The sequence below is a fragment of the Sodalis glossinidius str. 'morsitans' genome, assembly GCF_000010085.1.
GTDB classification, from domain to species: Bacteria; Pseudomonadota; Gammaproteobacteria; order Enterobacterales; family Enterobacteriaceae; genus Sodalis; species Sodalis glossinidius.
Genome location: NC_007712.1, coordinates 1,968,027 through 1,992,320 on the forward strand (window position 1 = coordinate 1,968,027; position 24,294 = coordinate 1,992,320).

Below are 24,294 nucleotides of genomic sequence, written 5' to 3' on the forward strand. Positions count from 1 at the left end.
TAACTTTTAGGTGATCGTCTGCTCAGATCACTACCGTCATTTCAACATCTGCACTCCATGGCAAAGCAAAAGTTTAAAATAACCAACTGGTCCACTTACAACAAAGCTCTCAAGCAGCGCGGGGCTCTGACGATATGGCTGGATGAGTCGGCAATTGTTGCATGGACGGAAAAAACAACGCCTGAACAGCGTGGCCAGCCGCTTCACTACGCAGATATGGCTATCACCACTGTTCTGATGATGAAACGCGTGTTTGGCCTTTCGTTAAGGGCTTTACAGGGCTTCGTTGACGCCATTTTTAAACTGATGGTGCTGCCGCTAAGATACCCAGACTACTCGCTGATCAGCAAGCGAGCAAAGACAGTTAAGATCAGCATAAAAACGCCGACCCGTGGTGAAATCTCACCTCTAGTCATTGACGGAACCGGCCTGAAGGTCTTTGGCGAAGGCGAATGGAAAGTCCGACAGCATGGTGCCGACAGACGGAGGGTGTGGCGTAAGCTGCATATGGCCGCAGACAGTGTAATGCATGAGATTATCTGTGCTGACTTATCGCTCAGCGGTACGACGGATGCTCAGGCCCTACCCGCTCTGATAAACCAGACCCAGCGGAAAATCAGGGAAGCGTCGGCTGATGGCGCTTACGATACCCGCTACTGTCATGATGCTCTGCTGAGGAAGAAAATAAGGCCTCTTATTTCTCCACGAGGTGGGGCACAATATTGGCCAGACCGATACCATGAGCGTAACTACGCCGTTGCGAATCAGCGTCTAAGCGGCAGTAACGATGTATGGAAAAAGCAAGTGGGCTATCATCGACGCTCAGTGGCTGAAACAGCGATATTCCGGTTCAAAACGCTTATGGGCGATCATCTAAGTCTGCGTGACTATGATGCGCAGGTAGGTGAGGCAATGGAGATGGTCAAAGCGCTTAACAAAATGACGCTGTTAGGAATGCCGAACAGCATCCGGATCGCATAACAATCGATCTGCTAGGGGGGCGTAGTCACAAGTTCTGATTTATTCAACAAAGCCAAAAACAGCTTGCTGTTCGGGGTCATCAAGCTGACTAATGTATTTCTCCATTTTGATGATGACCTTACCGGCATCGGCTTGTCCAATTGCTTTCAACAGCAGCGACATCATCGCTTTCATGCAGTTGACTTCCTGCGCGAGAACTGCGGTTTCGCTATCGGTAGTAAATTCAACGTTGCCCATTATTTTCCCCGTTATCAGTGGTCATTACGACTGACATCGCGTCAGCCGGATCGTTATGAGTCGACGTTGGACGCCATGTACGGCGATTTAACAGGTTTTGTTTTATAAATTTAATTGACGTATATCATTTATCCCGACGAAATGCGTCAGGTTAAAAAACAGCACCTTTTCCGCGCGCTGCCCCCCAACCGTCAAAGGTGACGGATTAAGCGGAGCGGCAATATATTATAATAAATTTTAAAGTTTTGTACGCTAAAAGTAATATGAAATAAATAATTATTCTTTAAAATATGTATATTAAATGATTTATGATAATATTGCCTGAAAGAGTATCAAAAATTAACAGCATGATTTTAAAGTAGATTGAATGGTGATCTGTTCATTTTATAAACAATTTCGGCGCTGTATTGGCGGCGTTGATGGGGTGAGTTTACAGGGTAAATCGGCAATTACCGACCGCTACGCGAATTTTGGTGAAATTTCCTTGCGGTGCAATAACCTATCTGTCTAAAATGAGCCTGCGCAGCAGGCGACACTGCTGAATTTGCTGAATTTTTCCAGTATAAGCGAGTAATCATTTTTCTTTATTTACTTAAAAGCTGTAATATTAAGTCTTAAATATTTGATTCGCTTTACATTACTCCCTCTTTTTGGAGAATTTTTCTTTGATAAGCGTTTTTCTTGTTGATGACCACGAATTGGTGCGCGCAGGGATACGACGCATTCTTGAAGATATCAAAGGCTTCAAAGTCGTTGGCGAGGCACACTGTGGCGAGGATGCGGTGAAGTGGTGCCGCAACAATTGCGTCAACGTCGTGTTAATGGATATGAATATGCCGGGTATTGGCGGTTTGGAAGCTACGCGCAAAATCGTGCGCTTCTCGCCTGATATCAAAGTTATCATGCTGACCATTTACACAGAAAACCCATTACCTGCTAAAGTGATGCAGGCCGGGGCCGCTGGCTACCTCAGTAAAGCCGCCGCGCCGCGCGAGGTGATCTGCGCCATTCGCGCGGTCAATGCCGGTAAACGCTACATCGCGTCGGATATCGCCCAGCAGATGGCCCTTAGCCAGCTGGAGCCGCAGGCGGAAACCCCCTTTGAATGTTTGTCTGAACGGGAATTACAAATTATGCTGATGATTACCCGCGGGCAGAAGGTCACCGATATATCAGAGCAGCTCAATTTGAGCCCCAAAACCGTCAATAGCTATCGCTATCGGATATTTAGTAAACTAAACATCAGCGGTGATGTAGAATTAACCCATCTGGCCATCCGTCACGGGTTGTTCAACACGGAGATTTTATTAAGTAGTGACTGACAGTTTCAACGCCAAACAATTCCTGAGCACCGTAACCAGCCAGCCTGGCGTCTATAGCATGTATGATTTGTCCGGTACGGTGATTTATGTCGGCAAGGCTAAAGATCTGAAAAAACGCCTGGCAAGCTACTTTCGCGCCCAGGTTGCCAGCCGCAAGACTGAAGCGCTGGTGAAAAGCATTCATCATATTGATGTCACCATCACCCATACGGAAACCGAGGCGCTGCTGCTTGAACACAACTATATCAAGCTGTATCAGCCGCGCTATAACGTATTACTGCGTGACGACAAATCCTATCCCTTCATTTTTCTCAGCGGTGACGCACATCCGCGTATCACATCCCATCGCGGTGCCAAGCATGCGAAAGGGGATTATTTTGGTCCGTTTCCCAACGGTTATGCGGTGAAGGAAACGTTGGCCCTGCTGCAAAAGCTGTTTCCGATTCGCCAATGTGAGGACAGCGTGTATCGCAACCGTTCACGACCGTGCCTGCAGTATCAGATTGGCCGCTGTCTGGGGCCTTGCGTAGCAGGACTGGTCAGCGATGAGGAATACCAGCAGCAGGTGGAATATGTGCGCTTGTTTTTGTCGGGCAAAGATCAGCAGGTGCTTAATCAGCTCGTGGAGCGGATGGAGCTTGCCAGCCGTGCGCTGAATTTTGAGGACGCTGCGCACGCACGTGATCAGATACAGGCGGTGCGCCGAGTGACGGAAAAACAGTTCGTTTCCGGTGACCGGGAAGATCTGGACGTCATTGGCGTCTCTTTTGACGCCGGGATGGCCTGCGTGCATGTGCTGTTTATTCGCCAGGGTAAAGTGTTAGGCAGCCGCAGTTATTTCCCGAAAGTGCCGGTCGGTACCGAACTGGCGGAAGTGGTACAGACGTTTGTGGGTCAATTTTATCTCCAGGGCAGTCAGATGCGGTCGCTGCCGGGGGAGATTCTGCTGGATTTCACACTGCCGGAAAAAACGTTGCTGGCGGCGTCGCTAAGTGAGCAAGCGGGCAGGAAAATTCAGATCCAAACGCAGCCGCGCGGCGATCGTGCCCGTTACTTAAAACTGGCCCGCACGAATGCCGCGACGGCGCTGGTGACTAAACTGTCGCAGCAGTCGACGGTACATCAGCGTTTAGCCGCCCTGGCGGAACTTTTGGGCATTCAGGCAATCAACCGGATGGAATGCTTTGACATCAGCCATACGATGGGGGAGCATACTATCGCTTCCTGCGTGATTTTTGACGGCAATGGGTCGGTACGCGCCGAATATCGCCGCTATAACATTGAAGGCATTACACCCGGCGATGATTATGCCGCCATGGATCAGGTTCTGCGCCGTCGCTACGGTAAAGCGTTGGAAGAAAAGAAAATCCCCGACGTGGTGATTATTGATGGCGGTAAAGGGCAATTGGGAATGGCAAAAGCGGTGTTCGAGCAGTTGGAGGTCCCCTGGGACAAATCGCGCGTGGTGTTGCTCGGCGTGGCAAAAGGAGTGGATCGCAAGGCCGGCCTCGAAACGCTGTTTTTGCAGCCTCATGGCGAGGGGATGGCGCTGCCGCCGGATTCACCTGCATTGCATGTAATACAACATATCCGCGATGATTCACACAACCATGCGATTACCGGCCATCGCAATAAACGTGCTAAGGTAAAAAATACCAGCGCGCTGGAATTGATTGAGGGTGTGGGACCAAGACGCAGACAGTCTCTGTTGAAGTATATGGGCGGCCTGCAGCCGCTACGCAATGCCAGCGTTGAAGAAATTGCCCAAGTGCCGGGCATTTCGGGCGCTCTTGCAGAAAAAATATTTAATGCGTTGAAACACTAGCGGCAATGTAGCAACATACTTAATAATTTCCACTCCGGCCAGAGCCAGATAGTTACCAAAGTACTATGCAACTGAATATACCGACTTGGCTTACCCTGTTCCGTGTCGTCATGATACCGTTCTTTGTTCTGGCTTTCTATCTACCTTTCAAGTGGGCGCCGCTGTGCTGCGCGTTAATTTTTGTCCTGGCCGCGGTAACGGATTGGTTCGATGGCTTTCTAGCCCGTCGCTGGAAACAGACCACCCGCTTCGGTGCGTTTCTCGATCCTGTCGCGGATAAAGTGATGGTCGCCATGGCGCTGGTGCTGGTGGCGGAACATTTTCATTCATGGTGGATTACGCTACCAGCGGCGACGATGATCGCTCGCGAAATCATTATCTCCGCCTTGCGCGAGTGGATGGCGGAGATAGGTAAGCGCAGCAGCGTAGCGGTTTCCTGGATTGGCAAGGTCAAAACCACTGCGCAAATGCTCGCATTGGTGACGCTATTGTGGCGGCCGGACGACATCGTGTCGGGGATAGGCATTGCCGCGCTGTATGTCGCGGCGGTGCTGACGTTCTGGTCCATGTTCCAATATTTGTATGCCGCCCGGCACGATTTGTTTGAACATTGAGAGAAGCGATTTAAAAACCAGCAAACGCATCGACGATAGTTATTTTTGTATCGACTCATACTACGAGGTCAGTAGAATGCATCGCATCGAAAGCAACCACGGTTTTGCTAGCGTTATTAAATCAGGTGTTGTAAGTAATGCGGGAATAGCTCAGTGGTAGAGTACAACCTTGCCAAGGTTGGGGTCGCGAGTTCGAGCCTCGCTTCCCGCTCCAAATTTCGGTCGGCAGCGGAGATTTTCGCTCGCGGTAGGCCTCTGAAAGGACCCTTACGGGTCCTTTTTTCGCTGTTGCCGGCTAACATCTTACACCGCATCCTTTCGTCCTAGCTTACCCGGGTACCAATGGCACGGGACTCGAGCAGCGGTTGGTGTGGCCTCTGCGACCGCTCTTTGCGCGTATCTGACCGGCGATAGATCGCCCGTCAAGCGTCGATTCCATGGTCGGATGCGTGGGGGCGATGATGAGTAGTGCAAGGTTTGCCGGCGCAGGCAAATGACGGTTTTTTTTAGCGCGGGCCTGTGTTGGCTGTGATGTAACCATCTAAACGTCTCGCGCCAAAAAAGGCTTGCCATCGTTGCTCAGGCAAGCCATAATTGCGTCCATTCTGAAACATGGAATAAACGAATTGTATTTATGATCAGTTAGTTGCAAGGTAGTGATTCGGCAATTTGTCGATAAAACGGCTGTAGTGCGAAGACAAGCGATGAAATAAGGCGCGTTGGCAGAGTGGCCATGCAGCGGATTGCAAATCCGTCTACCTCGGTTCGACTCCGGGACGCGCCTCCAGTTTTGATTTCCCGACGCCCGGGTGGTGGAATCGGTAGACACAAGGGATTTAAAATCCCTCGGCCTTTGGCTGTACGAGTTCAAGTCTCGTCCCGGGTACCACACAGAAAAAATCATAATAATCAGTAAGATGTCCTGTATTAGTCACCGTCGTCAAGGCGGTTTTTTTGTGCCCAAATCAGCTATTCCTAACATCATTCCTAACATCATTTTTTTGGCTTGAATAAAAATTCATTTTTTCTGACCACCGACGACGGGGACTATCTCTGTTTTTCTGTTGTACCGTGCCGTCTGTCCGATGCTTTTATGCCCGGAGATCGCTTGCTTCTCTGACAGTGAACCTTCTAAATCAGAGATTCCCTTCGCTTTCAAATCGTGAAAAGTGAAATCAAATGTTAGCTCAGGATGTAACACCGAAGCTTTTGCTCGAGCTTTTGCCCAACTTGAATTAAAACCATCACGTGTGTAACGATTGCCGTTGGGTTGATGTAATACATAAATGCTGTTAACGCCTTGTGATGCTGGTAAGCTATCGGCTAAGTCAATTACTTTTTTTAAGCGTTCAGTCCATGCTTTTATCTGTTTCTTGCCCGTTTTCCCTTGGCAAATGAAAATCCCATCATCAAGCAACTGTGATTTAGTCAATGACAAAACATCGCTCTGCCGAGCGCAACATAAATAAGCGATCTCCATTGCTATACGAACAGTAGCGGGAGCAACGGAATACAACGCTTCATATTCTGCATCTGTAATGTAGCGATCTCTAGCCTCTTCTTTAAATTGTCTTACACCTGAGCATGGATTCCCCTTGGTAATTCCTCTCTCATAACCCCAGCGATAAACACGTGATAGAAACCGTTTTTCATGGTTTGCCTGTGTTTTGCTTTTTGTTCCCCGTTTATCCATATATTTTCTTATATGCTGAGGCTTAACATTATCAGGATGCATTTTCCCAAAAACGGGAAGTAGTCTAGTTGAATTTCTTTTATAGTCTTTTTGTGTTTCCGCTGCAAGAGCCATAAAATCAGCAGAAAGAAAAAACTGATTTATCAAATGCTCTAGGTTTTTTCTTTCATTGCGATAATTGTTGGCTTGTTCATATTTCGCCCATACAACAGGTATTAATGAATCCAGAGGGCATAATGATATTGACCCACCGCTAGCCGGATGAAATTCATATTGTGTTTTCCCTCGATAAACACGAGGTGGCAGAGCGTTATCTGCTGGATTCTTGCGTTTGCCAACCATTATTATAACTCACATAGCACTGAAGTTAGGTTCATCCAGCTTTTGTTCCGTTGAAAATTGCCTATATGCCAACGGATGAGCAATGTGATACCACGTTGTACTTGGTGAACCATCCCGTCGTTTCTTGTACCAGATCCCCGCCTCATTCAGCCATTGGCACTGCCTTGATTTATATTGATGTCCGGTTAACTGGACTAATTCGTCTGGTGATAAAATATCATGTTCATTCTTCATTGGTCATACCTCAATACGACCGTTCAACATACTAATATGCTGCCCGGATTGATTTTGATTTTTGAAAATCAGTTTTAAAAATGGCTAGTGTATTATGCTACATTACTATCAGTTCAGTGAGACGTTACTGCGCTCCGTAGTTATTCAGAACGTGGCTCGATGGCGACAGCAAAGACGGTGGGATATAGCGGTCCGTCCCGTTTTCGCGGCAGTACATCGCCAGCCCCCTGTTACAATGCGTTCCGGTCTTCTGATAAATATCCTGAAGCTTGTTCTCGACCGTGCGATGAGAGATACCCAGCCGCCGTCCTGTCTCCTTGCTGCTCAGGTTATGCAAGGCAAAGAACACGATTTCCCACTCTCTCGGCGTAAACCGCTCACCCGGCTCAAACGTCGCCGGGCGCGGCGCTTCCCCGTCCACGCATTCCAGCGTCGAGCCGAAAGCAAACGGGCGCGCATGGCAGATGGTGCCGATGCACTCGAATTCCTCATCCTCCGACTGGTCATCAACGCACTCGAATTGCGGATAGAAATCGAAAAGATAGAGCTGCAGCGTCTGCTCTGGGCTGTAGGGAAACTGATTCTGCACTGAGAAAAGCTGGCGACTTTCGCGGGCTTTTTCTTCCTGCACCAGAAACAACTCAAGCGACATAGGCATTTCGATAATGTCGATACTTTCCGGTAAATTCAGTAATTCCTTCATTGCCCGATTGAAGAACGGCATGCCCTTTAAGCCAGTTACGGCGCAGGGTGTAGTCAGATGCAAGCAAGTGTACGTCAGGATGTCGTTCATGCCGCACCTCCTACCAATTCAGGCTTACCCGGAGAAACAATGTCCACGGAGAATCGTAGAATTCGCCCGTCGCCAAAATCCACCTCGATACTCTCTTCGCGATGAAGCATCTTTCGAGCAACCGCCGTAACCGCCTCATCCGTGACATCGTATTTCTTACCCGTAAAGCGCGTAGTGCCCGCCTCCTGTGTGGAATATCCGGCCAGAATACGCCCAGACAATGTTGAATAACCTACGGAAATTTTATTTTTCATCCCGCACCTCTGGTTTTCACTGAATTCGGAGGTAACTCATCTACATCGGGTAAATCTGAAAGGTGCATCCAGTGAGTCACGTACCCATTTAAAAATCCCTCACAATCTCCGTCATCAAAATATGCAATATCAATATGCCCATTGCCGGTTACAAGAAGCATTCGCCCATCTTTTGGCATTTGCTCGCTGCAAGCAATCCACCCATTTTTTTCTGCATCGCATTTTTCGTTCAGCCCATCAAGAGAGGCTAGCGCAAATCGGGCAAGTAATACCGCATCCTCCCGGGGAATGGGGTCTTCCTGACAGGCGTAATCCGCTAATACGCCAGCCTCATGCATTACTCTAACTTCTTCAAATACTTTTTCATTATCAATCATTGAGCCTGTGCCTCTTCATTCTGAATTTCATGAATGTAATATGATGGCATCATGCTGCCGTATATTTTGAAATGATGGATAGTGCCATCTTGTTCAGCAACGCATAGTTCAGGTGACCAACTACCACTTATAATTTTATATTCCTCGTCTAGCTCGGCCCATATCTCAGCGGCTTCATCTGGACTATCTGCTTCTATCTCATGCCCATCGTCGAAATCTTCTCCGTTCTCAGGACACCATGCATAAAAGACATTCATTCGGGATTCCTTTTATTAATGGTTAGTGTGATAAGGTGTGTTAATTAATTTCATTCTATGCAGTGCATTATTTACCAGGGACGCCAATATTTCTTCTTTCGACAATCTATTTCGGATTCCTTTTTCATATTCTTCTATTATCTTTCTGTCAGAATCATATTGAGCGAATTGGTTGTCATCCATCATGTTCCATCGCTCAGCCTCTGCGATGTTTTCCATCTGGATAATGCGTCTTTCTAGTTTTTCGATTTCTTCGATAAGACCGGTTTCCCGGCGTGCAAGTAACCCGGTGAGTAAACCATTCATGTTTCACCTCATTAGATTAAATATTTAATAGTTAATATTTGTCTTTTCCACTGCTTACTGAATATAATTTTACACTAATGTTCTCTCGGTAACTATTGGTACTCAACACGCATATCATCGAGCGTTCTTATAAATCCCGTATAGAGGTCATTACCTAATTTTTTTTCCAATCCTGCTATCTCTGCTTCAGCCTTAGCAAAATTTTCTTTAGCATTTTGTGTACGAGGGTCAAGATTATTTAAAATATCTTCTACCTGTTGGCGAGCCTCTTCCTGTTCCAACATAAGGTGATCTTTTTTATCGTCTTCAATAACGGAGTATTCACCAGTAATTATCGCTGCATTATCCTGACTAATTCCGGCCTCTGCTTTTTCATCTAAGATGACGGCTTTCTGTAGCTCAGTAGAAACAGGAAGATATTTAAATAATCGGCGAATAACCGTCTTCTTTGCCATCTCGTCAAAGTAATCGACCCACGGGCCTTTATCCCCTGCTTTACTTATTGCTCGCACTTTCTCAATATCATTTCGACTCATTACCTCGAACTGAACACCTCCATCTTTAAGGCGGGCAATCGCATAGACGTGTGTCATTGCTCCACGGTCACCATTTTCACATGGTATGTGTTCAAGTTTTTCTTCTAAGCCATAAGCGTAGATGAATTTATCATTTTCATGTACGGTACGAGCCGATATGCTAAGTATCTGGCCGGAGCGGCGGGAAAGGTCTATCATGCCGCGATAGCCTATAATCAATTGTGTTTCAGTTGATACAGTCGTCCATCTGCCATTAACTTTCTCGCGTTTGTCAAAGGGTATTAAGTATGCATGGCCGATTGCACTTCCTGGCTCTAACCCTAATTGAGCGCATTGCATGATTGCGCCAAGAAAACTTCTCTGATCGCTAGAAGCCAACTTGGGAATTTTGCGTATTTCTGTCGTTGCAATACGGGCTAATCGATCTGCCGTCATATGCTTTGGCAACGCCAATGCCATCTGTGCTTTTGTTTTTTTATCTGCCAGTAAAGCTGCGAGTGTTACAGGTTTTTCATTGTTAGTTTCTGACGGCTTACCAGTAGCCACCATTTTGAGTGTATTGTTTGACATTATTTTTCCTTATTTCAAGCGAAATACACGGGATTGAGTTGTTTTCTTAAATTTATCAAATATTCCCGGATGAGTATTTTTAAAGGCTGAAATGTCGAACCGGGTAGATGATTGTGTTTTCCATGTAATTATCGGTCTCTGATCAATGGTTACAATTGAATGCTGTTGCATTATTAGTTTTATCTGTTCTTCTATCATTTGAATGTCTTTGTCAGCTTCATCCTTACGCACTTTCAGCATTCTTAGCTCATTTATAAGCGATATCATCTTACCGTTCGCTTCAATCGATGAGCCTGCATCACGGTCAAAATAGCGCTTCACATCATGTTCGTTGATTATTGGTGGCGGAGTAAGATTAACGACGCGCTCCCAAAATTCCATCTCTTTAGCACGAATAGCAGCTATTGTTTCATCATCTCTTTCAACACGATAGACCCGAAAATCATCGCCGCCAATCAGAACACCAAACACGCACACTTTTTTACCCGTTACCATAAGCCCATGCATGGCTTGAGCCGTGTAATAAACGGGTATGGAATCAGTTTGTTGCTCTCCCCAATCTCTTGCCTTAAATGGACTCACCGTCTTGATCTCGATGTTTTCCCCACTCTCTGCCTCAGCGTCGATTTCAGCGGCTATATAGGGTAACTCAGGGTCAAGATATCGATGGCCTCTCTTGGCTATTTTAAGTCCCGTCTCTTCAGATAACAGGTCTATAATATATGGTTCCATGCGTTGGCCGCGTGTGAATATTTTTTGTTTTTGTAGGCTAATCTCCTCTTTTCTTGGTTGTACCTTATCAAGATAAACATCAAGTGCAGTACGCCATGGACTAATACCTAGTATTCCTGCTACGTCACTACCACCTAAATACTTCTGTCTGTCAAGTAGGCCAACATTTTCCATTACGCCACCTCGTCAAAAGTTTCATGATAATAGAGCATATCAATAGCTCGCTGGTTTTTTACCGCCTGAGCCACCATGTTGTAGACTGCAATCATAAATTCATCATTGTTTTGCATTGCTAATAACAGTGCCTTTTCCCCGCATCCTGAAATAACCTTTGCTAATTTCTGGGCCAGATATTCATAACTCCATTCGTTGTTAGACCATTCAACCTCTTTTGCAAGGCTTTCCTCTTGCTCCGGTGTGAATCTTTCAACCGTGCGGCGAATTTCGTTTTCGGTTTCAATATTCATTTCATCTCCTTTTATAGCCAGACTCATATCTAACCGTTGCCGGATGACGTAAAGCGGTCTATAATCCCTGCGTCCAATGATGGAAGTCATTGGTCATGCCTCGCAGAAGTTGGTTTGGTCGCCAACTCCGCCGTCACCGGGACGTAAAGCCGGTAGAAACGCCCGCCCTGACGCGGGTTTTTTTACGTGTTGCGTACCCCGTAACGTGAGGCCAACGGGTCGTTTCATGCCTCGCCGGGCTTCTGCCCGCCGTCACTACAAAAGTCACAGAAATTCGGTGTAATGCGTTCCGGCTGGCTCAAACTCTGCTGGTACCTTCAAGCTCTCAAATTCTCGCCTGATTGCCCGTACATTACCCACTGGCTGAAACGAATAGTGCTGATTGATGTAGTTGAAGGATGCCAGCCAAGGTGCGCCTGTGCGCTTATCCCTGAGCATTACCTGCTTGCCGCTGTTTGGAATAATATTTTTCATTGGTCATGCCTCTCATCTGCTTTCAGATTGTCAGAACGCTTACCTAACCCTTACTGCTGTGCCTTTCTTACTACTGCTATCGGTAATTCATTTACGCGGCTGGGGGCCGGACTCTAACGTTATATCGAAGTAGTATCCGATTGGGCGCGATTTAATTATTTCTCGCGCCTTATTCAGAACCTCGAGCGGATAAACCTGTCCGGCTGGGCAAAGCGCTTCAGCAGCCTTTGCTAAAGCTTCTGCCACTGCATCGGCCCGACCGTCCTCTAAAAAATCAGGATCAGCATCTTTCATTGCTACTCCTTGCCCTTCTCGCCGGGCTGACGGCCCGCAGTTGTTATCCAGTAGCGCCAGATATGCGTCACGAACGCTGGTAGCGATCTGTTTGGCGCGATTTGCGAAATCCTGTTCGATGCTTTTGTCTTCCCGCGACCGCTTGTAAGCTTCTTCTTGATAGATATGGATCAATAACGCTTTCAGCGTGTCACCCGCACCTGAGTAGTAAAGTCGCTCGTCGGTGTTAAGCATTGGTGCCCCCACATGTCGTTAAAATTCATGGCGTTAATGGTGCCTGCTTGATTCCCCTGTCAGGCGGCCAGGTCCCCGCTGTACCCCTACCGCGAATTCTTTGCTAACACCACGTTCATATACTGACTCTCCCAACCGCCGTCATGTTCCTACGCCTCGGGCTGGCTACTTAAGCTCTGGCAATCGGCGGGTAACTCGTGGTATTGCCTGCCGGGGTTTTGCCGTCGCTGGTTGCTGTTGATGGGGTAACTCTACAAATAAAAACATAAGCAGTCAAGATTATTTAAATTTAAAATTGCAGATAAGGCGAGTCTGAAGATGTCCTTTGTGTACCAAGGAATCAGCAAATGCATTGCTTACAATGGGGAATTTAAGAAATAAACATCATTATTATTAATGAGTTGCGTACATTCGAGAAGGGCGGTTTTACAAGAGGATTAATCGTTGGTTGGGAAGTCGTTCCAAGATAAGAACGACTCATGCAGGTTTGTTTCGTTCCCGTAGTAATTCTTCAAGTTTGCGGCGATAGAAATCTCTTTTTTGCTCCATGTCTCTGATGATTTGCTCTGTATCACTTGTCGGAAGATCATCTAGCAGTTCTAAAATTTTCTGTTTATTACCTGTTAACTTAGGTTGATTGATTACATTGATAACTTGCTTATGATTATCTTCTTCTCCATATGGCATAAAGAACCAATATACAGGGCGATCGGCTAATTTTGCTAGCTTCTCGAGCTTGTCCATACGAGGGATAACCCCCTTTAACCAACCCTGAACTGACTGCGGTTTTACATTAAGCCTGCGACCAAGCTCGGATTGGTTGATATTCAGTTCATCCAGCAACTGCTGGAGACGTTTGGCAAAAATCATATCTACCTCAAATATACCCATTCTGATTCTACAGAATATTTTTGTAACCAGCATTGCAATTAATATTTGCAATTTAAATTTATATCTGTAATCATCTCACCGTAGGTTCACAAAGGAACGGAAAATGAATAAGCAACTACAAATTAAGATACTAGCAATAATGTCTCAGTCTGAGCTGGGACGACGGCTGGGAAAGAGGCCTCAAACTATTAGCGGATGGTTTAAAAAGCGTGTGCCTGCGGAAGAGGTTTTGCCCGCATGTAACGCATTGAACTGGAAAATTACACCTCATGAATTAAGGCCAGACAAATATCCCAATCCCACTGATGGCTTACCACCTAAACATAAAAATACCCAACACGGAGGCGAAAATCTGACTTATGCAGTTCAACCATGAAGCACTTTGCATTGAGCTACGCCGCTGGGCCATTGCCACTAAACGCGAAACTGTCGCAGCGGAGATCAGCCGATTCTACTTTGAGTTAGGTGGGGGAGATTTGCCTTTGTACCCACTGGAGGCCCCCGGCGCGACGCACAACAACATGCAGAACATCTTTCGCTGGCTGGACAGCGATAGCCGCAAGGCGAGGGAGAAGATTGAAGCACTCAAGCCCGCGATCCTGAAGGCATTAGAGTATCGGCGCTCGGGTTCAGTGTCCTATCGCGTTGCGCGGGCGAATAAAGAGTTTGCCAAGGCCGTCAGCGCCGCATTGCTCGATTCTCCGTCTATTGAAAAGGAAATAAGTGAAGCTATAAGTGCACTGCATGCGCTCCAAAAAAGGCCGGTTTACGGCAATTACTGCCGGGCGTAGCGAGGTATGACCAATGATTTTATTAAGTACCAGCCTGTTTCAAGGACTTAAGGTGTTCTGATGCGCGATTTCGGCAAGGTTTCCCCACAGTTTTGGATAGGTAAGACCGGCCGTGATTTAAAAAAAATGGGGCCGGAAGCACTCATCGTCGCGATGTACCTGCTTACCAGCCCTCACTCAAACATGCTTGGTCTGTACTACATCCCTGTGCAGCACATTGCGTATGAAACTGGCCTAGGGATGGAAGGGGCTTCCAAGGGGCTTCAAGGGGGTGTAGAGACCGGTTTTTGTCACTACGATTTTGAGTCAGAAATGGTTTGGGTCATTGAGATGGCTAAATACCAAATCGGAGCCTATCTAAAACCCAAAGATAACCAGTGTCTCGGCATTCAAAGATTATACGATTCTCTACCAGAAAACTATTTACTTTCAATGTTTTTCGACAAGTACCACCAGAGTTTTCACTTAACAAATTGCCGTGAAAATTGCCGTGGATTTGGGCGAAAAAAAGCAAGGGCCTCCGAAGGGGCTTACAAGGCCCTCCGAAGCCAGGAGAAGGAGATAGAGAAGGAGAAAGAGAAGGATAAACACCTTCTGCCCGGAGCTGAAAAAACTCAGCTCCAGGCCGGCGAAAAATCATGCGGCGAGTTACCCGATGGTTTTTCAGGGTCAGAACCCGACGCCGAACCATCCCATGCCCAACCGGAGACCGGAGTGCGGCCACTGAGCGATGGTGCGTCGAAGCCCGATGCCGAACCACCCCATGCCGAACCGGACACCGGAATGCGGCCTCTGAGCGGTGGTGCGTCGAAGCGAGGGGAAGCCACGCAGCGCAACGGCGCTGGTCTGCATGCCCCGTCTGAACCCGTGTTTATCTCGCTGCCGCTGAACGACGGGAGTGAATTTTCCGTCACCGAGGCGCTTGTGACCGAATTCGAGTCGCTCTACCCGGCGGTGGACGTCAGGCAGGAGCTTCGCAACCAGCGGGGATGGCTGCTTGCACAGCCCCGACGGCGGAAGACCCGCAGGGGTATCCGGCGGTTCGTGAGTGGCTGGATGTGCCGTGAGCAGGACAGGGCGGGACGGACGCGTTCCCCCACGGCTCAGGCAGCCACAGGACTTGACTGGGACGGCACGGAGTGGGCTAACGAGCTGATTGACAAGGGGATTTTGTGATGGGCAAGGCAAAAACATTCGGTGTGGCAATCCCCCAAGCGTTTTGCTCAGAGACGAATTTCGGTCTCCGCCGCAGTTCAGGAATCGATTTTAAGGTGCCTAGGAAGCTCTTGGCGGCGTTTTCTCCGTTAAAACGTAACATCGTGCCACTCAGATCAAAAAAACGCGTAGCGAGGCTTACGGGAGGTTTTTTGGTGTGTGCCGCTGAAACCCACTTTTCTGGTCGTTTTTTGAGCAAAAGCCTTTGAGCTCTTCGACGCAAACACTCAAGGTTACCAACGGGCTAACAGGGAGATTCCGTGATGGCTGATGTAAAAACATTCGTGCCGCCGTCGTTGAACGACCGGCAGTTGCTGGCGGTACGCCTGTTCAACGAGGTTTTTAAAGCGCTGCGCCAGATTTTCCCAGCGCCAATGGCAAACATCAAGACCGCCGACGATTTGGACATGCTGCGCCGACAGTGGGTTATGGCCTTTGCCGAGAACGGGATAAACCACATGGGGCAGATTGAGGCCGGGCTTGCGATGGCACGAAAAACGGCCTCGCCGTTCCTGCCGTCGCCGGGCCAGTTCATCGAGTGGTGCCAGCAGGGTAACTCACAACACGCCGGGCTACCCACGGCAGAGCAGCTCTACAGCGAGTTTCTGACCTACTGCAAGCGCCGTGGTGACTACGAGTGTGCTGAGGATTATCCCTGGAAGTCCGCCGCTCTGTACTGGCTGGTAACGGACCTTTTCGACGCCATGCGGCGATACCGCCTGACGGACGAAGAAGTTAGGAAAAAATCGGAACCATTGTTGTCAAAAATGGAAAATCGGTTAGGCCGTGGTGATGTCATTCCGGCACCTGTTAAACGCATTGCGCCGCCGAGGCATCCATCAGGCCCCACGCCAGCCGAATTGCTGTATGCCAAATGCCAGCAGCGCAAGGAGGCTGGGCTGATATGAAAGCAGTCGCTAACCATATCGTCAATACCCGACAGGTATTGGGTGCTCCGGTATTGTCGCTGATGGCATGGGTTCATCAAGTGCGCCGGTGGTGCGTATTACGCCATCTCAGGCGGCTTTGGGAAGATAATCAACACCTGCGCCAGATTGCCCGCGAACGTCACTGGGATTTGGTCCTGAGCGCATTCAATACTGAATACAACTATCGTTTTATCAAGGCGGAGGCCCGTGCCCGCCAGCAGAAGGGAATTTTATAAACATGACCCAGTGCCGAACCAGAGAAAAACTCAAGCGGCAGGTTCTCGATTATATCAAAGCGAATGACGGAACGAATCGCCTTGATCTGGCTGCCGCGTTGCATACCGATGGCTCCAATATCAGCAAGGTTATTCGCGAGCTGCTCGCTGAGAAAAAGGTGTTTCGTTCCCGTGGGTTGAAGGGCTTTGTTTGCTTCCACAGTAGCGCGGAACGATGTGAAATTTTCAATACGCTCAATGAAGAAAATCGTCCGGGGATCGTCGAGGAATATTGCCGAAACAGCCTTGTTTACCGGTTCGATAAATTACTACTGGCGGTGAGAAAAAATGATAGTCAGCCAAACGCCAAAAGCGTGTAAGGACAGATGGCAAACGCCGGTCGAGATATTCCGTGCGCTGGATGCAGAGTTCAGGTTCTGCCTTGATGCTGCCGCCAACCACGACAACACCCTGTGTCGCTGCTATCTGACCGAAGAGGATGATGCCCTGAGTTGCGACTGGTACACCCGGGGGGCGATTTTCTGCAACCCGCCCTACAGCAACATCACGCCGTGGGTCAGGAAGGCCGCCGAGCAGTGCGTGGTACAGCAGCAGACGATTGTGATGCTGCTTCCCTCCGATACCTCAACGGGGTGGTTCAGGCTGGGGTTGGAAAGTGTGGACGAGGTACGCGTTATCACTGGGGGCAGGTTGTCGTTCATCAGCGCTGCAACCGGGGTGTGCGGCAAGAACGGCAATAGCAAGGGGAGCCTGTTGTTTATCTGGAGGCCGTTCTTCAAAAATCGTTGTCAGTTCACCACGGTAGACAAAAGCGATCTTATTCGCATCGGGACTGAAGTGGTACGCAAAGTTGCAGCGTGAAAAAAGCCGTACGGCGCGTTTTGCGGAAAGGAGTACCGTCAACAATTTGCTAACGGCCAAGTCAATTTTAACTTAAATATTCATGCGAGGTATCAACGTGATTCATAATAATTTATCAGTTAATCATAGCATTGTCACTGATAGAAGCATCGATAGCCAATCATTGCTTGAGATGGTCAATTCGGCGCGCAAGGAGTATGGCGAGAAGCCTATTCGTAACAACGACTTTATCAGTCGCGTCAAAGATGAACTTGAGGGCGAGACCTACGAAATTTTCGTAGGTCAAAAAAACGGCGCTGATATTGAAATTATCCATATGACCCTCAAGCAAGCTCTACGCGTTGCAGCGCGTGAATCCAAAGCGGTTCGCCGCTCGCTGATTGATAAGCTGGAGCAACAGAGTTCGTCGCAAAGCCCCAATGAAATCATTGCGGCTATGGCACTGGCTAACGTCGTCCAGGAGCGCCGCCTGAAATCGGTGGAAACGCAAGTCGAGCAGGTTGCCGAGGAAATCGACCATATCAAGCAAGGCACTATCCCCGCCGGTTATCAGGGCTACAGCTATCTACAAGCCACTTACGGCCTCAGCAACGCCAAAAGCAAGCAGCTGGTCATGGCGTGGGGTGTCCCGCATAAAAAGGTTCCCCATGTTGCGCCGGGCGGTCAGGTTACACAAATGTCCGTTGTTCAGGAAGCTGTTTTCGTTTCCGCATTGAACCGTATGATGTACGAGGCGGAGCAGCGTGGCACACAGCGGTATCACCCGAAAATGGGCCGCTTTTCTATTGCCGGATGGGACATCCCAAAAGGCGATAGTAAGTGAATTTGACCCTTCCGTTTCCACCGAGCGTTAATGGCTACTGGCGAGCACCGAACCGGGGAAAACTTGCAGGTCGGCATCTTGTCAGTGAGCGGGGCAGAAAGTATCGGGCTGAGGCGGTTGCGGAAATTCTTGAGCAGCTTCGCGGTATGCCTCAGCCTGTAACGGGAGATTTAGCCGTATCGGTAACACTCTGCCCACCGAGCAGAGCAAAGCGGGATCTTGATAATTATTTTAAGGCATTGTTTGATTCAGTGACCAATGCAGGGATCTGGATTGACGACAGTCAGATCAAAAAGCTTGAAGCCGAGTGGGGGCCAGTGACGAAGGGTGGTAGAGTGTACCTTTCTATTGTTGAAACGCCATGAAATTTAACAAATGTATGAGTAAGGTAATGATTTATGGCCGATAGTATCGATATAGCCAGCCAGAACGAAGAAGCATTTCGTCAGCATGTGATAGCGAATCATCGTGGTGAGCCTTTGCCGCTTACCGGGCGGTGCTACAACTGCGGAGATCCGACAGAGGGTAATTTCTGCTGCAAAGAATGCGGGGAAGATTGGGAAAAGCGAAAATATTTTGAAAACCAGAAAATTAAAGAGTAAATGTAAACTATTATCTCTGACGCTCAATCGCGGCACCGCAACTTGCAGCAACTATAAATTTACCAGCATTCGAAATCTCAAGGAAACTGTATCATGAGCAAAACCTTGTTCACTTATGACGAATCAGCAGCCGTATCAGCCGGGCAGAGCAACTTTATCAAGGAGTCCGGCGCTTACGTTATCACCATCGAGGAAGCCAAAGTAGTGAAAAGTCAAAATGGTGCAACGTTCATTGAATTTTCAGGCGAATCAGCAGACGGCCACCTCATCCAATACCTTTCCGTTTGTATCAACAAGAAAGATGGCTCCGCCAATGCCTACGGCGTTAACATGATTCAAGCCATCATGGGCTGTACCGAAGTCAAAAGCATTAGCGAAAAGATGCTCAGTACCAGCCAAACTATCGTTCCTGAGTTCGCTGGAAAGCGTGTAGGGCTACTGTTGCAGAAGATTTTACGCACCAAGCAGGACGGCGGAGACACCTACAACTTTGAAATTCGTATCCCGTTCTATCCTGATACGAAGCAGACTATCAAGGAACGTCTCGAAAGCCAGGATGCAAAGACTATCGATATGATGCTTTCCACGCTTAAGGACAAGGATGAGCGCCGTCATAACCCGCAATACAGCGGTTATCCATCTCAAGGCATACCGCCCGTCGATGCGTACGAGGATTCAATCCCGTTCTGAAGATAATTTGGGGTTGGGCGTGGGTTGTTGAGAAGGTTAAATGAGAATTTTGACGAGTGTGACCGCAATTCCAAGAAGTGCCGTCATCATGGCAGCCATCTTAATGAGCAACCACGTTGATATGCTTTCAACGTCCTTACGCAAAAGGGCTATCTGTGTCGCCGTTTCTTTTCTGGCATCGGCGATTTGGGTGTCGGTCTTTTCAAAGCGAAACTCAATCTCTTTACGTACATCTTCAAGATCGCGCTTGACGGCTGTAACTTCGGATAAAACGTCTTTTTTAGCATCTTCAAGATCGCGCTTTGTAGCAACGTCGGCCGCTTCATGCGATTCGCGTACCGCAAGCGAAATTGCCTTAGCCTGATCTTTCGGTAAACCGGCTGTCTCAAGCGTTTCGACGAATTTCAATGTATCAAATGCGACTTGGCCCATGTGCGTATCCTCTTGGTGATGCAGGCAGTATAGCTGTCAGGGGCGTGGCAAGGCAACTTTGCGCCAACGATGCCACAGAGAATTTGCTATAATCACCACGCCAGCCTGAACAACTGGCCTCCCTAATCCAACTGCTGTGCCGTCCAACCCAGGGGTTAAGATGGCGCAGACGGCATATCAAAAAACGAGACCTACCACACTGACCACGGCGACAGCCGAGGCCGGCGGCTTGTTGCAATCGATAAAAACACGCTCTCAGGGTCGCGCGCACGCGCGTTTTGGGGGGACACCGTGCCGGTAGTTGCAACGGTCAAAACCGACTGGTTTCGGGTGATAAACGACATTACCCGCGCCGGCATTCCGTTACAGGAAATCGCCAGAGAGCTGGACGTGTCCAAGTCTGCGATTATTGGCTGGAAGCAGGGCGCGGCACCTAATCATCACACCGGCGAGGCACTGATTGATTTCTGGTGTTATGTCACGCATCGCCAGCGCACAGAGCTGCCCGTGCAGGTATCATCGCGGCGCTTTGTGTACGCCTGGCGCAACAAACGCTAGCCCCCCTCTTCCGCAACAGCGCATTTGGTCGGGATCCTGACCGGGTATCCCTTTCACACTGGTGGCTCTATTATCGACAGGAGCCACGACAATGGCACGAAAAAGAAAAGCCGTCGAAATCCCGGGGCAGGAGTCCACAACCGCCGCAGAGGTTGCTACAGACGAACAGGCGGGCAATGAAGCATTGCCTGAGGGTGTCGGCACTGCCGATGAGCAGACCGTGCAGCAGAGGGGTTCTGCACTGCCAGACAGCACCGCACAGGCTGAGCGTAACGCTATCCTGTCCACGCTTGACGAGCCGGCCGCAGCCATCATCACCCGCTTTGAAGCCCTGGGCTTTACCGATATGGTCGAGCAGAAGCTAACCGATAATCTCTCTTTCCTCGAACTCGTTAAAAAGGCCACCACGGCAGCCGCCGCCGCGCCGCTTGGGGTTGTGACGAATGAAGAGGGTAAACGTCAGCCCGTACTGGGTAAGCCGATTTTAACGGAACACGGCTGGCACGTGCCGGGCTAAGGAGAGCGTGATGTGTGGAGGGAGTGCACCCCAGGTCGTACGAACGGATCCGCAGGCTGAAGCCAATGCGGCGGCAGACGCAGCGGCAAAGGCGGCGAACGCAGCGGCAAAGGCGGCGAACGCAGATACCGCCGCGCGCAAGAAACGCAAGAAAAGCTCGTCTTTGCTGGCCAGTGGTGCAGAAGGGGCCGCGGACTCAGGCAGCTCTTTGTTGTCTTCGGGCGCGCAGCCTGCGCAGAAAAAGGCATTAGGGGCGTAACGAATGGATGAACTTGCCGTCAAGCTGATTACGCGTGCTGATACGCTAAAATCCCACCGCCAGCGGCATGAAAGCGTCTGGCGCGAGTGCTACGACTACACCTATCCGTTGCGTGGCGCCGGCTTTTCGGCTGACGTGCTGGACGCACAGAGCGCCAAGTCGAAGGTGGCGAAGCTGCTGGACGGCACCGCCACCGACAGCGCCCGCATGCTGGCCTCGGCGCTTATGTCTGGCATGACGCCGGCGAATGCGCAATGGCTAAACCTTGATAGCGAATCGTTGCCGGATGACGCTAAAGCGTGGCTATCAGGCTGCGCGACTCTGGTTTGGGAAAATATTCACGCAGCCAATTTTGACGCGGAAGGCTATGAGGCGAATCTTGACGTCGTGTGCGCGGGCTGGTTCGTGCTGTACATCGACGAGAACCGGGAGGAGGGCGGCTATATGTTCCAGCAGTGGCCGCTATCGCAATGCTACGTTGCGTCAACCCGCAAAGACGGCATTGTCGATACGATTTATCGCTGCTATCAGATGACCGCCGAGCAGGCCATCGCTGAGTTCGGAGAGGCGGGCGTCAGCGAGAAAATACGCCGTGCTGCCAAGGATAAGCCGGATGACAAGTTTGATTTCCTGCACGCCATTTTCCCGCGTAAGAATTATGTAGTAAACGCCCGTTTGGCTAAGCATTTGCGCTTTGCCTCTTTTCACGTGGAGAGGCAAGGAAAGCGCATAGTGCGAGAATCGGGTTACCACGAATTCCCCGTTTGCGTACCGCGCTGGATGAAAATCTCTGGCGGCGCGTACGGCATTGGCCCGGTATATGACGCGTTGCCAGACTGCAAGGAGCTGAACGAAACCAAACGCATGGAGAAGGCCGCGCAGGATTTGGCCATTTCGGGCATGTGGATTGCCGAGGATGACGGTGTCATCAATCCGTACTCCGTCAAGGTCGGCCCGCGCCGCATCATTGTGGCGAGCAGCGTGAACAGTATGAAGCCCTTGCTCACGGGGGCTGATTTTCATGTCGCGTTTACCGCAGAAGACCGCCTGCAGGCCAGCATTCGCAAAATCATGATGGCCGACCAGTTGCAGCCACAGGATGGCCCGGCGATGACCGCGACCGAAGTCCATGTCCGCGTGGCCCTGATCCGCCAACTGCTGGGGCCGGTCTACGGACGGTTTCAGGCTGAATACCTGCAACCGCTGGTTGAGCGCTGTTTCGGTATTGCCTTCCGCGCTGGCGTCTTCCCTGCTCCCCCGGACAGCATGCAAACCGCGCATTTTAATGTGCGCTATATCTCGCCGCTGGCCCGCGCACAGAAGCTGGAGGACGTGACTGCGATTGAGCGTCTTGGCGCGAACGTGGCGCAGCTCTCCCAGGTTAGCCCGGAGGTCGTAGACTTGGTGGACACCGATGAGGCCATGCGCGTGGTGGCCGATGCGCTGGGTGTACCGGCTAAGGTGATCCGCTCGGCGGCGGATGTCACCAGCCTACGCGACCAGCGCGCCAAGGCTCAGCAGCAGCAAGCGCAACAGCAGCTGATGATGCAGGCCGGGCAGGAGGCAGCCAGCGCCGCCGGTCAGGCCGCGGGGAGCGCAATGGGCCAAAGATTGGCGGGGGGACAATGAGAAAACCCGTGCTACCGGGCGATTACAAACGCCTGTTTGAAGAGACGGCGGGCGGTCCTGAAGTGCTGGCGGAATTAGCCCGGCGATTCGGGCGCGCCGTCTACGTGGAGGGTGGCCCTGAGGGCGACCGCGCAACGTGCTACAGAGCCGGGCAGCGTGCCGTGCTCGATTTCATTCTCATGAGAATTAACCAGGCTGACGGAGTCTACGACGATGGCGATTGACATTGAACATACCGACAAGGGCGATAAGGTTATCGAAAAACCTGTCACAGTAAAAACCAGCACAGACCAGATAACGGATGCGTCCACGACAGGGAAAGCACTGCTGACCGCGGGCAGCGCTGCGAATGCCCGCACCACGCTGGAAATAGTCACCGGTGCAGCGATTGCTGATCTTGCTGCGGGTGCTGACGTTGCAAAAATCGTCACCACGGTTAACGCCATTCTGGCCAGTTTACGTACCGCAAAAATTATCGCTTCAAGCTGAGGGTTTTAAACCATGTGGAAATCTAAACACTTATTCCTGCACGCCGATGCTGGCGAGGACGCGGGGGGCAACGGTGGCGACGGATCTGTTAATCCTGATGCGGGTCATTCTTTGCTTGGCACCGGCGCACAGGCGCCAGCGGACGAGGTGGATTGGGTACCGGAAAAATTCCGCGTTATGGACGATGACGGCAAGCTTAACGTGGAAAGCTCTGCGCGCAAACTGGCGGAGTCTTATACGCATCTTGAGAAGCGTTTAGGTCACGGTGATGCCCCGCCGAAGTCCGTTGATGACTACGCGCCGAAGGTAGACGCCGAGGGGTTTCAATGGGATGAATTCAAAGCCGATCCTGAAATGCAGGGCTTTCTCAAAGCCGCTCACGCCAGGGGCATCACGAATGACCAAATGGGCTTTATTCTAGGCGAGTACCTGCAACGTGCCCCGGCGTTAGTGAACGGTGCGGCCGAGCTGGATGCGGACGCCGCGGGGACACAGTTACGCGCGGTGTGGCAATCTGACGCTGAATTTAACAAAAACATCGGGCTGGCCTACCGTGCGTTTCATGCGCTGGCCGATGAAGGCGACAAAGATCGCCTGGATGATATCGGCAATAATCCGCTGGTTATCCGCCTGCTGGCGAAAGTGGGGGCGGAGATGCAGGAGGATACGCCGGCGGGGGCGGACGCTAACCCGACGGCGCAGCAAGTCATCCGTGACCTGATGAAGTCGGAAGCCTATGCCGACCCGAAACATGCTGATCATGATCGTGTCGCCGCCCAGATACGAGCATTCTACCAGAAGACGTACGGCACACATTCTGTCGCCTGACC

At 50.0% G+C, this 24,294-nt stretch carries 37 protein-coding genes and 3 tRNA genes; 25 read left to right on the forward strand and 15 right to left on the reverse strand.

Going from position 1 to position 24,294, the window contains the following annotated elements:
* Window positions 1-57: 57 nt before the first annotated feature.
* The gene (locus SGP1_RS10260) at window positions 58-981 is read left to right on the forward strand and encodes an IS5 family transposase (RefSeq protein WP_011411000.1); all 924 of its coding nucleotides are present in this window, start codon (window positions 58-60) and stop codon (window positions 979-981) included.
* A gap of 39 nt (window positions 982-1,020) precedes the next feature.
* On the opposite strand, the gene SGP1_RS10265 is transcribed toward SGP1_RS10260, so the two are convergent.
* Window positions 1,021-1,218, reverse strand: coding sequence for a DUF2594 family protein (locus SGP1_RS10265; RefSeq protein ID WP_041866858.1), 198 nt, complete (start codon window positions 1,216-1,218; stop codon window positions 1,021-1,023).
* 665 nt (window positions 1,219-1,883) lie between these two features.
* Here SGP1_RS10265 and uvrY point away from each other — a divergent pair.
* The 6 genes from uvrY (at window position 1,884) to SGP1_RS10295 (ending at window position 5,868) form a co-directional block, all read left to right on the forward strand.
* A complete protein-coding gene (gene uvrY / locus SGP1_RS10270; RefSeq protein ID WP_011411001.1) occupies window positions 1,884-2,540 on the forward strand; it encodes a UvrY/SirA/GacA family response regulator transcription factor in 657 nt (218 codons plus the stop codon).
* Entirely contained in the window at window positions 2,533-4,365 is a 1,833-nt protein-coding gene (gene uvrC, locus SGP1_RS10275; protein ID WP_011411002.1) for an excinuclease ABC subunit UvrC, read from the forward strand. The genes uvrY and uvrC overlap by 8 nt, the downstream gene beginning before the upstream one ends.
* Before the next feature lie 65 nt (window positions 4,366-4,430).
* A complete protein-coding gene (gene pgsA, locus SGP1_RS10280) occupies window positions 4,431-4,979 on the forward strand; it encodes a CDP-diacylglycerol--glycerol-3-phosphate 3-phosphatidyltransferase (RefSeq protein ID WP_011411003.1) in 549 nt (182 codons plus the stop codon).
* Window positions 4,980-5,118: 139 nt separating this feature from the next.
* Window positions 5,119-5,193 (forward strand) — tRNA-Gly (locus SGP1_RS10285).
* A gap of 499 nt (window positions 5,194-5,692) precedes the next feature.
* Window positions 5,693-5,766, forward strand: a tRNA-Cys gene (locus tag SGP1_RS10290).
* A 16-nt stretch (window positions 5,767-5,782) separates the two neighbouring features.
* A tRNA-Leu gene (locus SGP1_RS10295) sits at window positions 5,783-5,868 on the forward strand.
* 129 nt (window positions 5,869-5,997) lie between these two features.
* Here SGP1_RS10295 and SGP1_RS10300 read toward each other — a convergent pair.
* From SGP1_RS10300 to SGP1_RS10355, 13 genes are all read right to left on the reverse strand, one after another.
* Window positions 5,998-7,014 (reverse strand): tyrosine-type recombinase/integrase, encoded by a 1,017-nt coding sequence (locus SGP1_RS10300; RefSeq protein ID WP_011411004.1) that lies wholly within the window; start codon window positions 7,012-7,014, stop codon window positions 5,998-6,000.
* A gap of 9 nt (window positions 7,015-7,023) precedes the next feature.
* Complete coding sequence (locus SGP1_RS27185) at window positions 7,024-7,248, reverse strand: DUF4224 domain-containing protein (protein WP_083764723.1); 225 nt, start codon at window positions 7,246-7,248, stop codon at window positions 7,024-7,026.
* Between the two features lie 124 nt (window positions 7,249-7,372).
* Window positions 7,373-7,972 (reverse strand): helix-turn-helix transcriptional regulator, encoded by a 600-nt coding sequence (locus SGP1_RS10305; protein WP_198408780.1) that lies wholly within the window; start codon window positions 7,970-7,972, stop codon window positions 7,373-7,375.
* 65 nt (window positions 7,973-8,037) lie between these two features.
* On the reverse strand, window positions 8,038-8,295 hold the full coding sequence (locus SGP1_RS10310) for a DUF7446 family protein (RefSeq protein ID WP_041866859.1): 258 nt from the start codon (window positions 8,293-8,295) through the stop codon (window positions 8,038-8,040).
* Window positions 8,292-8,672 carry a DUF551 domain-containing protein gene (locus tag SGP1_RS10315; RefSeq protein ID WP_041866860.1) on the reverse strand — a complete coding sequence of 127 codons (381 nt, stop codon included), beginning with the start codon at window positions 8,670-8,672 and terminating at the stop codon, window positions 8,292-8,294. Before SGP1_RS10315 ends, SGP1_RS10310 begins: the two co-directional genes overlap by 4 nt.
* Window positions 8,669-8,929 (reverse strand): hypothetical protein, encoded by a 261-nt coding sequence (locus tag SGP1_RS10320; RefSeq protein ID WP_041866861.1) that lies wholly within the window; start codon window positions 8,927-8,929, stop codon window positions 8,669-8,671. The genes SGP1_RS10315 and SGP1_RS10320 overlap by 4 nt, the downstream gene beginning before the upstream one ends.
* A gap of 15 nt (window positions 8,930-8,944) precedes the next feature.
* Window positions 8,945-9,235 (reverse strand): hypothetical protein, encoded by a 291-nt coding sequence (locus tag SGP1_RS10325; protein ID WP_041866862.1) that lies wholly within the window; start codon window positions 9,233-9,235, stop codon window positions 8,945-8,947.
* Between the two features lie 92 nt (window positions 9,236-9,327).
* Complete coding sequence (gene recT / locus SGP1_RS10330; protein WP_011411006.1) at window positions 9,328-10,341, reverse strand: recombination protein RecT; 1,014 nt, start codon at window positions 10,339-10,341, stop codon at window positions 9,328-9,330.
* Window positions 10,342-10,350: 9 nt separating this feature from the next.
* Window positions 10,351-11,247, reverse strand: coding sequence for a YqaJ viral recombinase family protein (locus SGP1_RS10335; RefSeq protein ID WP_011411007.1), 897 nt, complete (start codon window positions 11,245-11,247; stop codon window positions 10,351-10,353).
* The gene (locus tag SGP1_RS10340; RefSeq protein WP_148203465.1) at window positions 11,247-11,630 is read right to left on the reverse strand and encodes a hypothetical protein; all 384 of its coding nucleotides are present in this window, start codon (window positions 11,628-11,630) and stop codon (window positions 11,247-11,249) included. Before SGP1_RS10340 ends, SGP1_RS10335 begins: the two co-directional genes overlap by 1 nt.
* Window positions 11,631-11,804: 174 nt before the next feature.
* Window positions 11,805-12,014, reverse strand: coding sequence for a hypothetical protein (locus SGP1_RS10345; protein WP_041866864.1), 210 nt, complete (start codon window positions 12,012-12,014; stop codon window positions 11,805-11,807).
* An 87-nt stretch (window positions 12,015-12,101) separates the two neighbouring features.
* Window positions 12,102-12,542 (reverse strand): hypothetical protein, encoded by a 441-nt coding sequence (locus SGP1_RS10350; RefSeq protein ID WP_148203466.1) that lies wholly within the window; start codon window positions 12,540-12,542, stop codon window positions 12,102-12,104.
* Between the two features lie 477 nt (window positions 12,543-13,019).
* On the reverse strand, window positions 13,020-13,433 hold the full coding sequence (locus tag SGP1_RS10355) for a helix-turn-helix domain-containing protein (RefSeq protein ID WP_243466225.1): 414 nt from the start codon (window positions 13,431-13,433) through the stop codon (window positions 13,020-13,022).
* A 103-nt stretch (window positions 13,434-13,536) separates the two neighbouring features.
* Here SGP1_RS10355 and SGP1_RS27190 point away from each other — a divergent pair, with 103 nt between their 5' ends.
* From SGP1_RS27190 to SGP1_RS10415, 11 genes are all read left to right on the forward strand, one after another.
* Entirely contained in the window at window positions 13,537-13,809 is a 273-nt protein-coding gene (locus SGP1_RS27190) for a transcriptional regulator (RefSeq protein ID WP_083764724.1), read from the forward strand.
* On the forward strand, window positions 13,793-14,224 hold the full coding sequence (locus SGP1_RS10365; protein WP_041866865.1) for a toxin YdaT family protein: 432 nt from the start codon (window positions 13,793-13,795) through the stop codon (window positions 14,222-14,224). Before SGP1_RS27190 ends, SGP1_RS10365 begins: the two co-directional genes overlap by 17 nt.
* Before the next feature lie 60 nt (window positions 14,225-14,284).
* Complete coding sequence (locus SGP1_RS23925) at window positions 14,285-15,400, forward strand: hypothetical protein (protein ID WP_011411009.1); 1,116 nt, start codon at window positions 14,285-14,287, stop codon at window positions 15,398-15,400.
* Window positions 15,401-15,702: 302 nt separating this feature from the next.
* Window positions 15,703-16,347 (forward strand): replication protein P, encoded by a 645-nt coding sequence (locus SGP1_RS10375; RefSeq protein WP_041866866.1) that lies wholly within the window; start codon window positions 15,703-15,705, stop codon window positions 16,345-16,347.
* Window positions 16,344-16,604: a hypothetical protein gene (locus SGP1_RS10380; protein ID WP_041866867.1), complete on the forward strand. Its 261-nt coding sequence runs from the start codon at window positions 16,344-16,346 to the stop codon at window positions 16,602-16,604. Before SGP1_RS10375 ends, SGP1_RS10380 begins: the two co-directional genes overlap by 4 nt.
* Window positions 16,605-16,606: 2 nt before the next feature.
* On the forward strand, window positions 16,607-16,963 hold the full coding sequence (locus tag SGP1_RS10385; RefSeq protein WP_041866868.1) for a hypothetical protein: 357 nt from the start codon (window positions 16,607-16,609) through the stop codon (window positions 16,961-16,963).
* The gene (locus tag SGP1_RS10390; RefSeq protein ID WP_011411011.1) at window positions 16,932-17,465 is read left to right on the forward strand and encodes a phage N-6-adenine-methyltransferase; all 534 of its coding nucleotides are present in this window, start codon (window positions 16,932-16,934) and stop codon (window positions 17,463-17,465) included. Before SGP1_RS10385 ends, SGP1_RS10390 begins: the two co-directional genes overlap by 32 nt.
* 97 nt (window positions 17,466-17,562) lie before the next feature.
* The gene (locus SGP1_RS33225) at window positions 17,563-18,288 is read left to right on the forward strand and encodes a hypothetical protein (protein WP_243466226.1); all 726 of its coding nucleotides are present in this window, start codon (window positions 17,563-17,565) and stop codon (window positions 18,286-18,288) included.
* A complete protein-coding gene (locus tag SGP1_RS10405) occupies window positions 18,285-18,653 on the forward strand; it encodes a RusA family crossover junction endodeoxyribonuclease (protein ID WP_011411013.1) in 369 nt (122 codons plus the stop codon). The genes SGP1_RS33225 and SGP1_RS10405 overlap by 4 nt, the downstream gene beginning before the upstream one ends.
* Window positions 18,654-18,686: 33 nt before the next feature.
* Entirely contained in the window at window positions 18,687-18,890 is a 204-nt protein-coding gene (locus tag SGP1_RS10410) for a hypothetical protein (RefSeq protein WP_041866869.1), read from the forward strand.
* Window positions 18,891-18,983: 93 nt separating this feature from the next.
* The gene (locus SGP1_RS10415) at window positions 18,984-19,580 is read left to right on the forward strand and encodes a hypothetical protein (RefSeq protein WP_011411014.1); all 597 of its coding nucleotides are present in this window, start codon (window positions 18,984-18,986) and stop codon (window positions 19,578-19,580) included.
* A gap of 36 nt (window positions 19,581-19,616) precedes the next feature.
* On the opposite strand, the gene SGP1_RS10420 is transcribed toward SGP1_RS10415, so the two are convergent.
* A complete protein-coding gene (locus SGP1_RS10420; RefSeq protein WP_011411015.1) occupies window positions 19,617-20,012 on the reverse strand; it encodes a hypothetical protein in 396 nt (131 codons plus the stop codon).
* A 291-nt stretch (window positions 20,013-20,303) separates the two neighbouring features.
* Here SGP1_RS10420 and SGP1_RS10425 point away from each other — a divergent pair, with 291 nt between their 5' ends.
* The 7 genes from SGP1_RS10425 to SGP1_RS10455 all read left to right on the forward strand — a co-directional run bounded on the left by SGP1_RS10425 (window position 20,304) and on the right by SGP1_RS10455 (window position 24,292).
* Complete coding sequence (locus SGP1_RS10425; RefSeq protein WP_025246086.1) at window positions 20,304-20,570, forward strand: hypothetical protein; 267 nt, start codon at window positions 20,304-20,306, stop codon at window positions 20,568-20,570.
* A gap of 91 nt (window positions 20,571-20,661) precedes the next feature.
* Window positions 20,662-21,087, forward strand: a complete 426-nt coding sequence (locus SGP1_RS10430) for a hypothetical protein (protein ID WP_041866870.1) — start codon at window positions 20,662-20,664, stop codon at window positions 21,085-21,087.
* A 10-nt stretch (window positions 21,088-21,097) separates the two neighbouring features.
* Window positions 21,098-21,346: a hypothetical protein gene (locus SGP1_RS10435; RefSeq protein WP_041866871.1), complete on the forward strand. Its 249-nt coding sequence runs from the start codon at window positions 21,098-21,100 to the stop codon at window positions 21,344-21,346.
* 3 nt (window positions 21,347-21,349) lie between these two features.
* Entirely contained in the window at window positions 21,350-22,975 is a 1,626-nt protein-coding gene (locus tag SGP1_RS10440; RefSeq protein WP_011411017.1) for a portal protein, read from the forward strand.
* Window positions 22,972-23,199: a hypothetical protein gene (locus tag SGP1_RS10445; RefSeq protein WP_041866872.1), complete on the forward strand. Its 228-nt coding sequence runs from the start codon at window positions 22,972-22,974 to the stop codon at window positions 23,197-23,199. The genes SGP1_RS10440 and SGP1_RS10445 overlap by 4 nt, the downstream gene beginning before the upstream one ends.
* Complete coding sequence (locus SGP1_RS10450) at window positions 23,189-23,464, forward strand: hypothetical protein (RefSeq protein ID WP_050747565.1); 276 nt, start codon at window positions 23,189-23,191, stop codon at window positions 23,462-23,464. Before SGP1_RS10445 ends, SGP1_RS10450 begins: the two co-directional genes overlap by 11 nt.
* A gap of 12 nt (window positions 23,465-23,476) precedes the next feature.
* Complete coding sequence (locus tag SGP1_RS10455) at window positions 23,477-24,292, forward strand: hypothetical protein (RefSeq protein WP_011411018.1); 816 nt, start codon at window positions 23,477-23,479, stop codon at window positions 24,290-24,292.
* Window positions 24,293-24,294 lie beyond the last annotated feature (2 nt).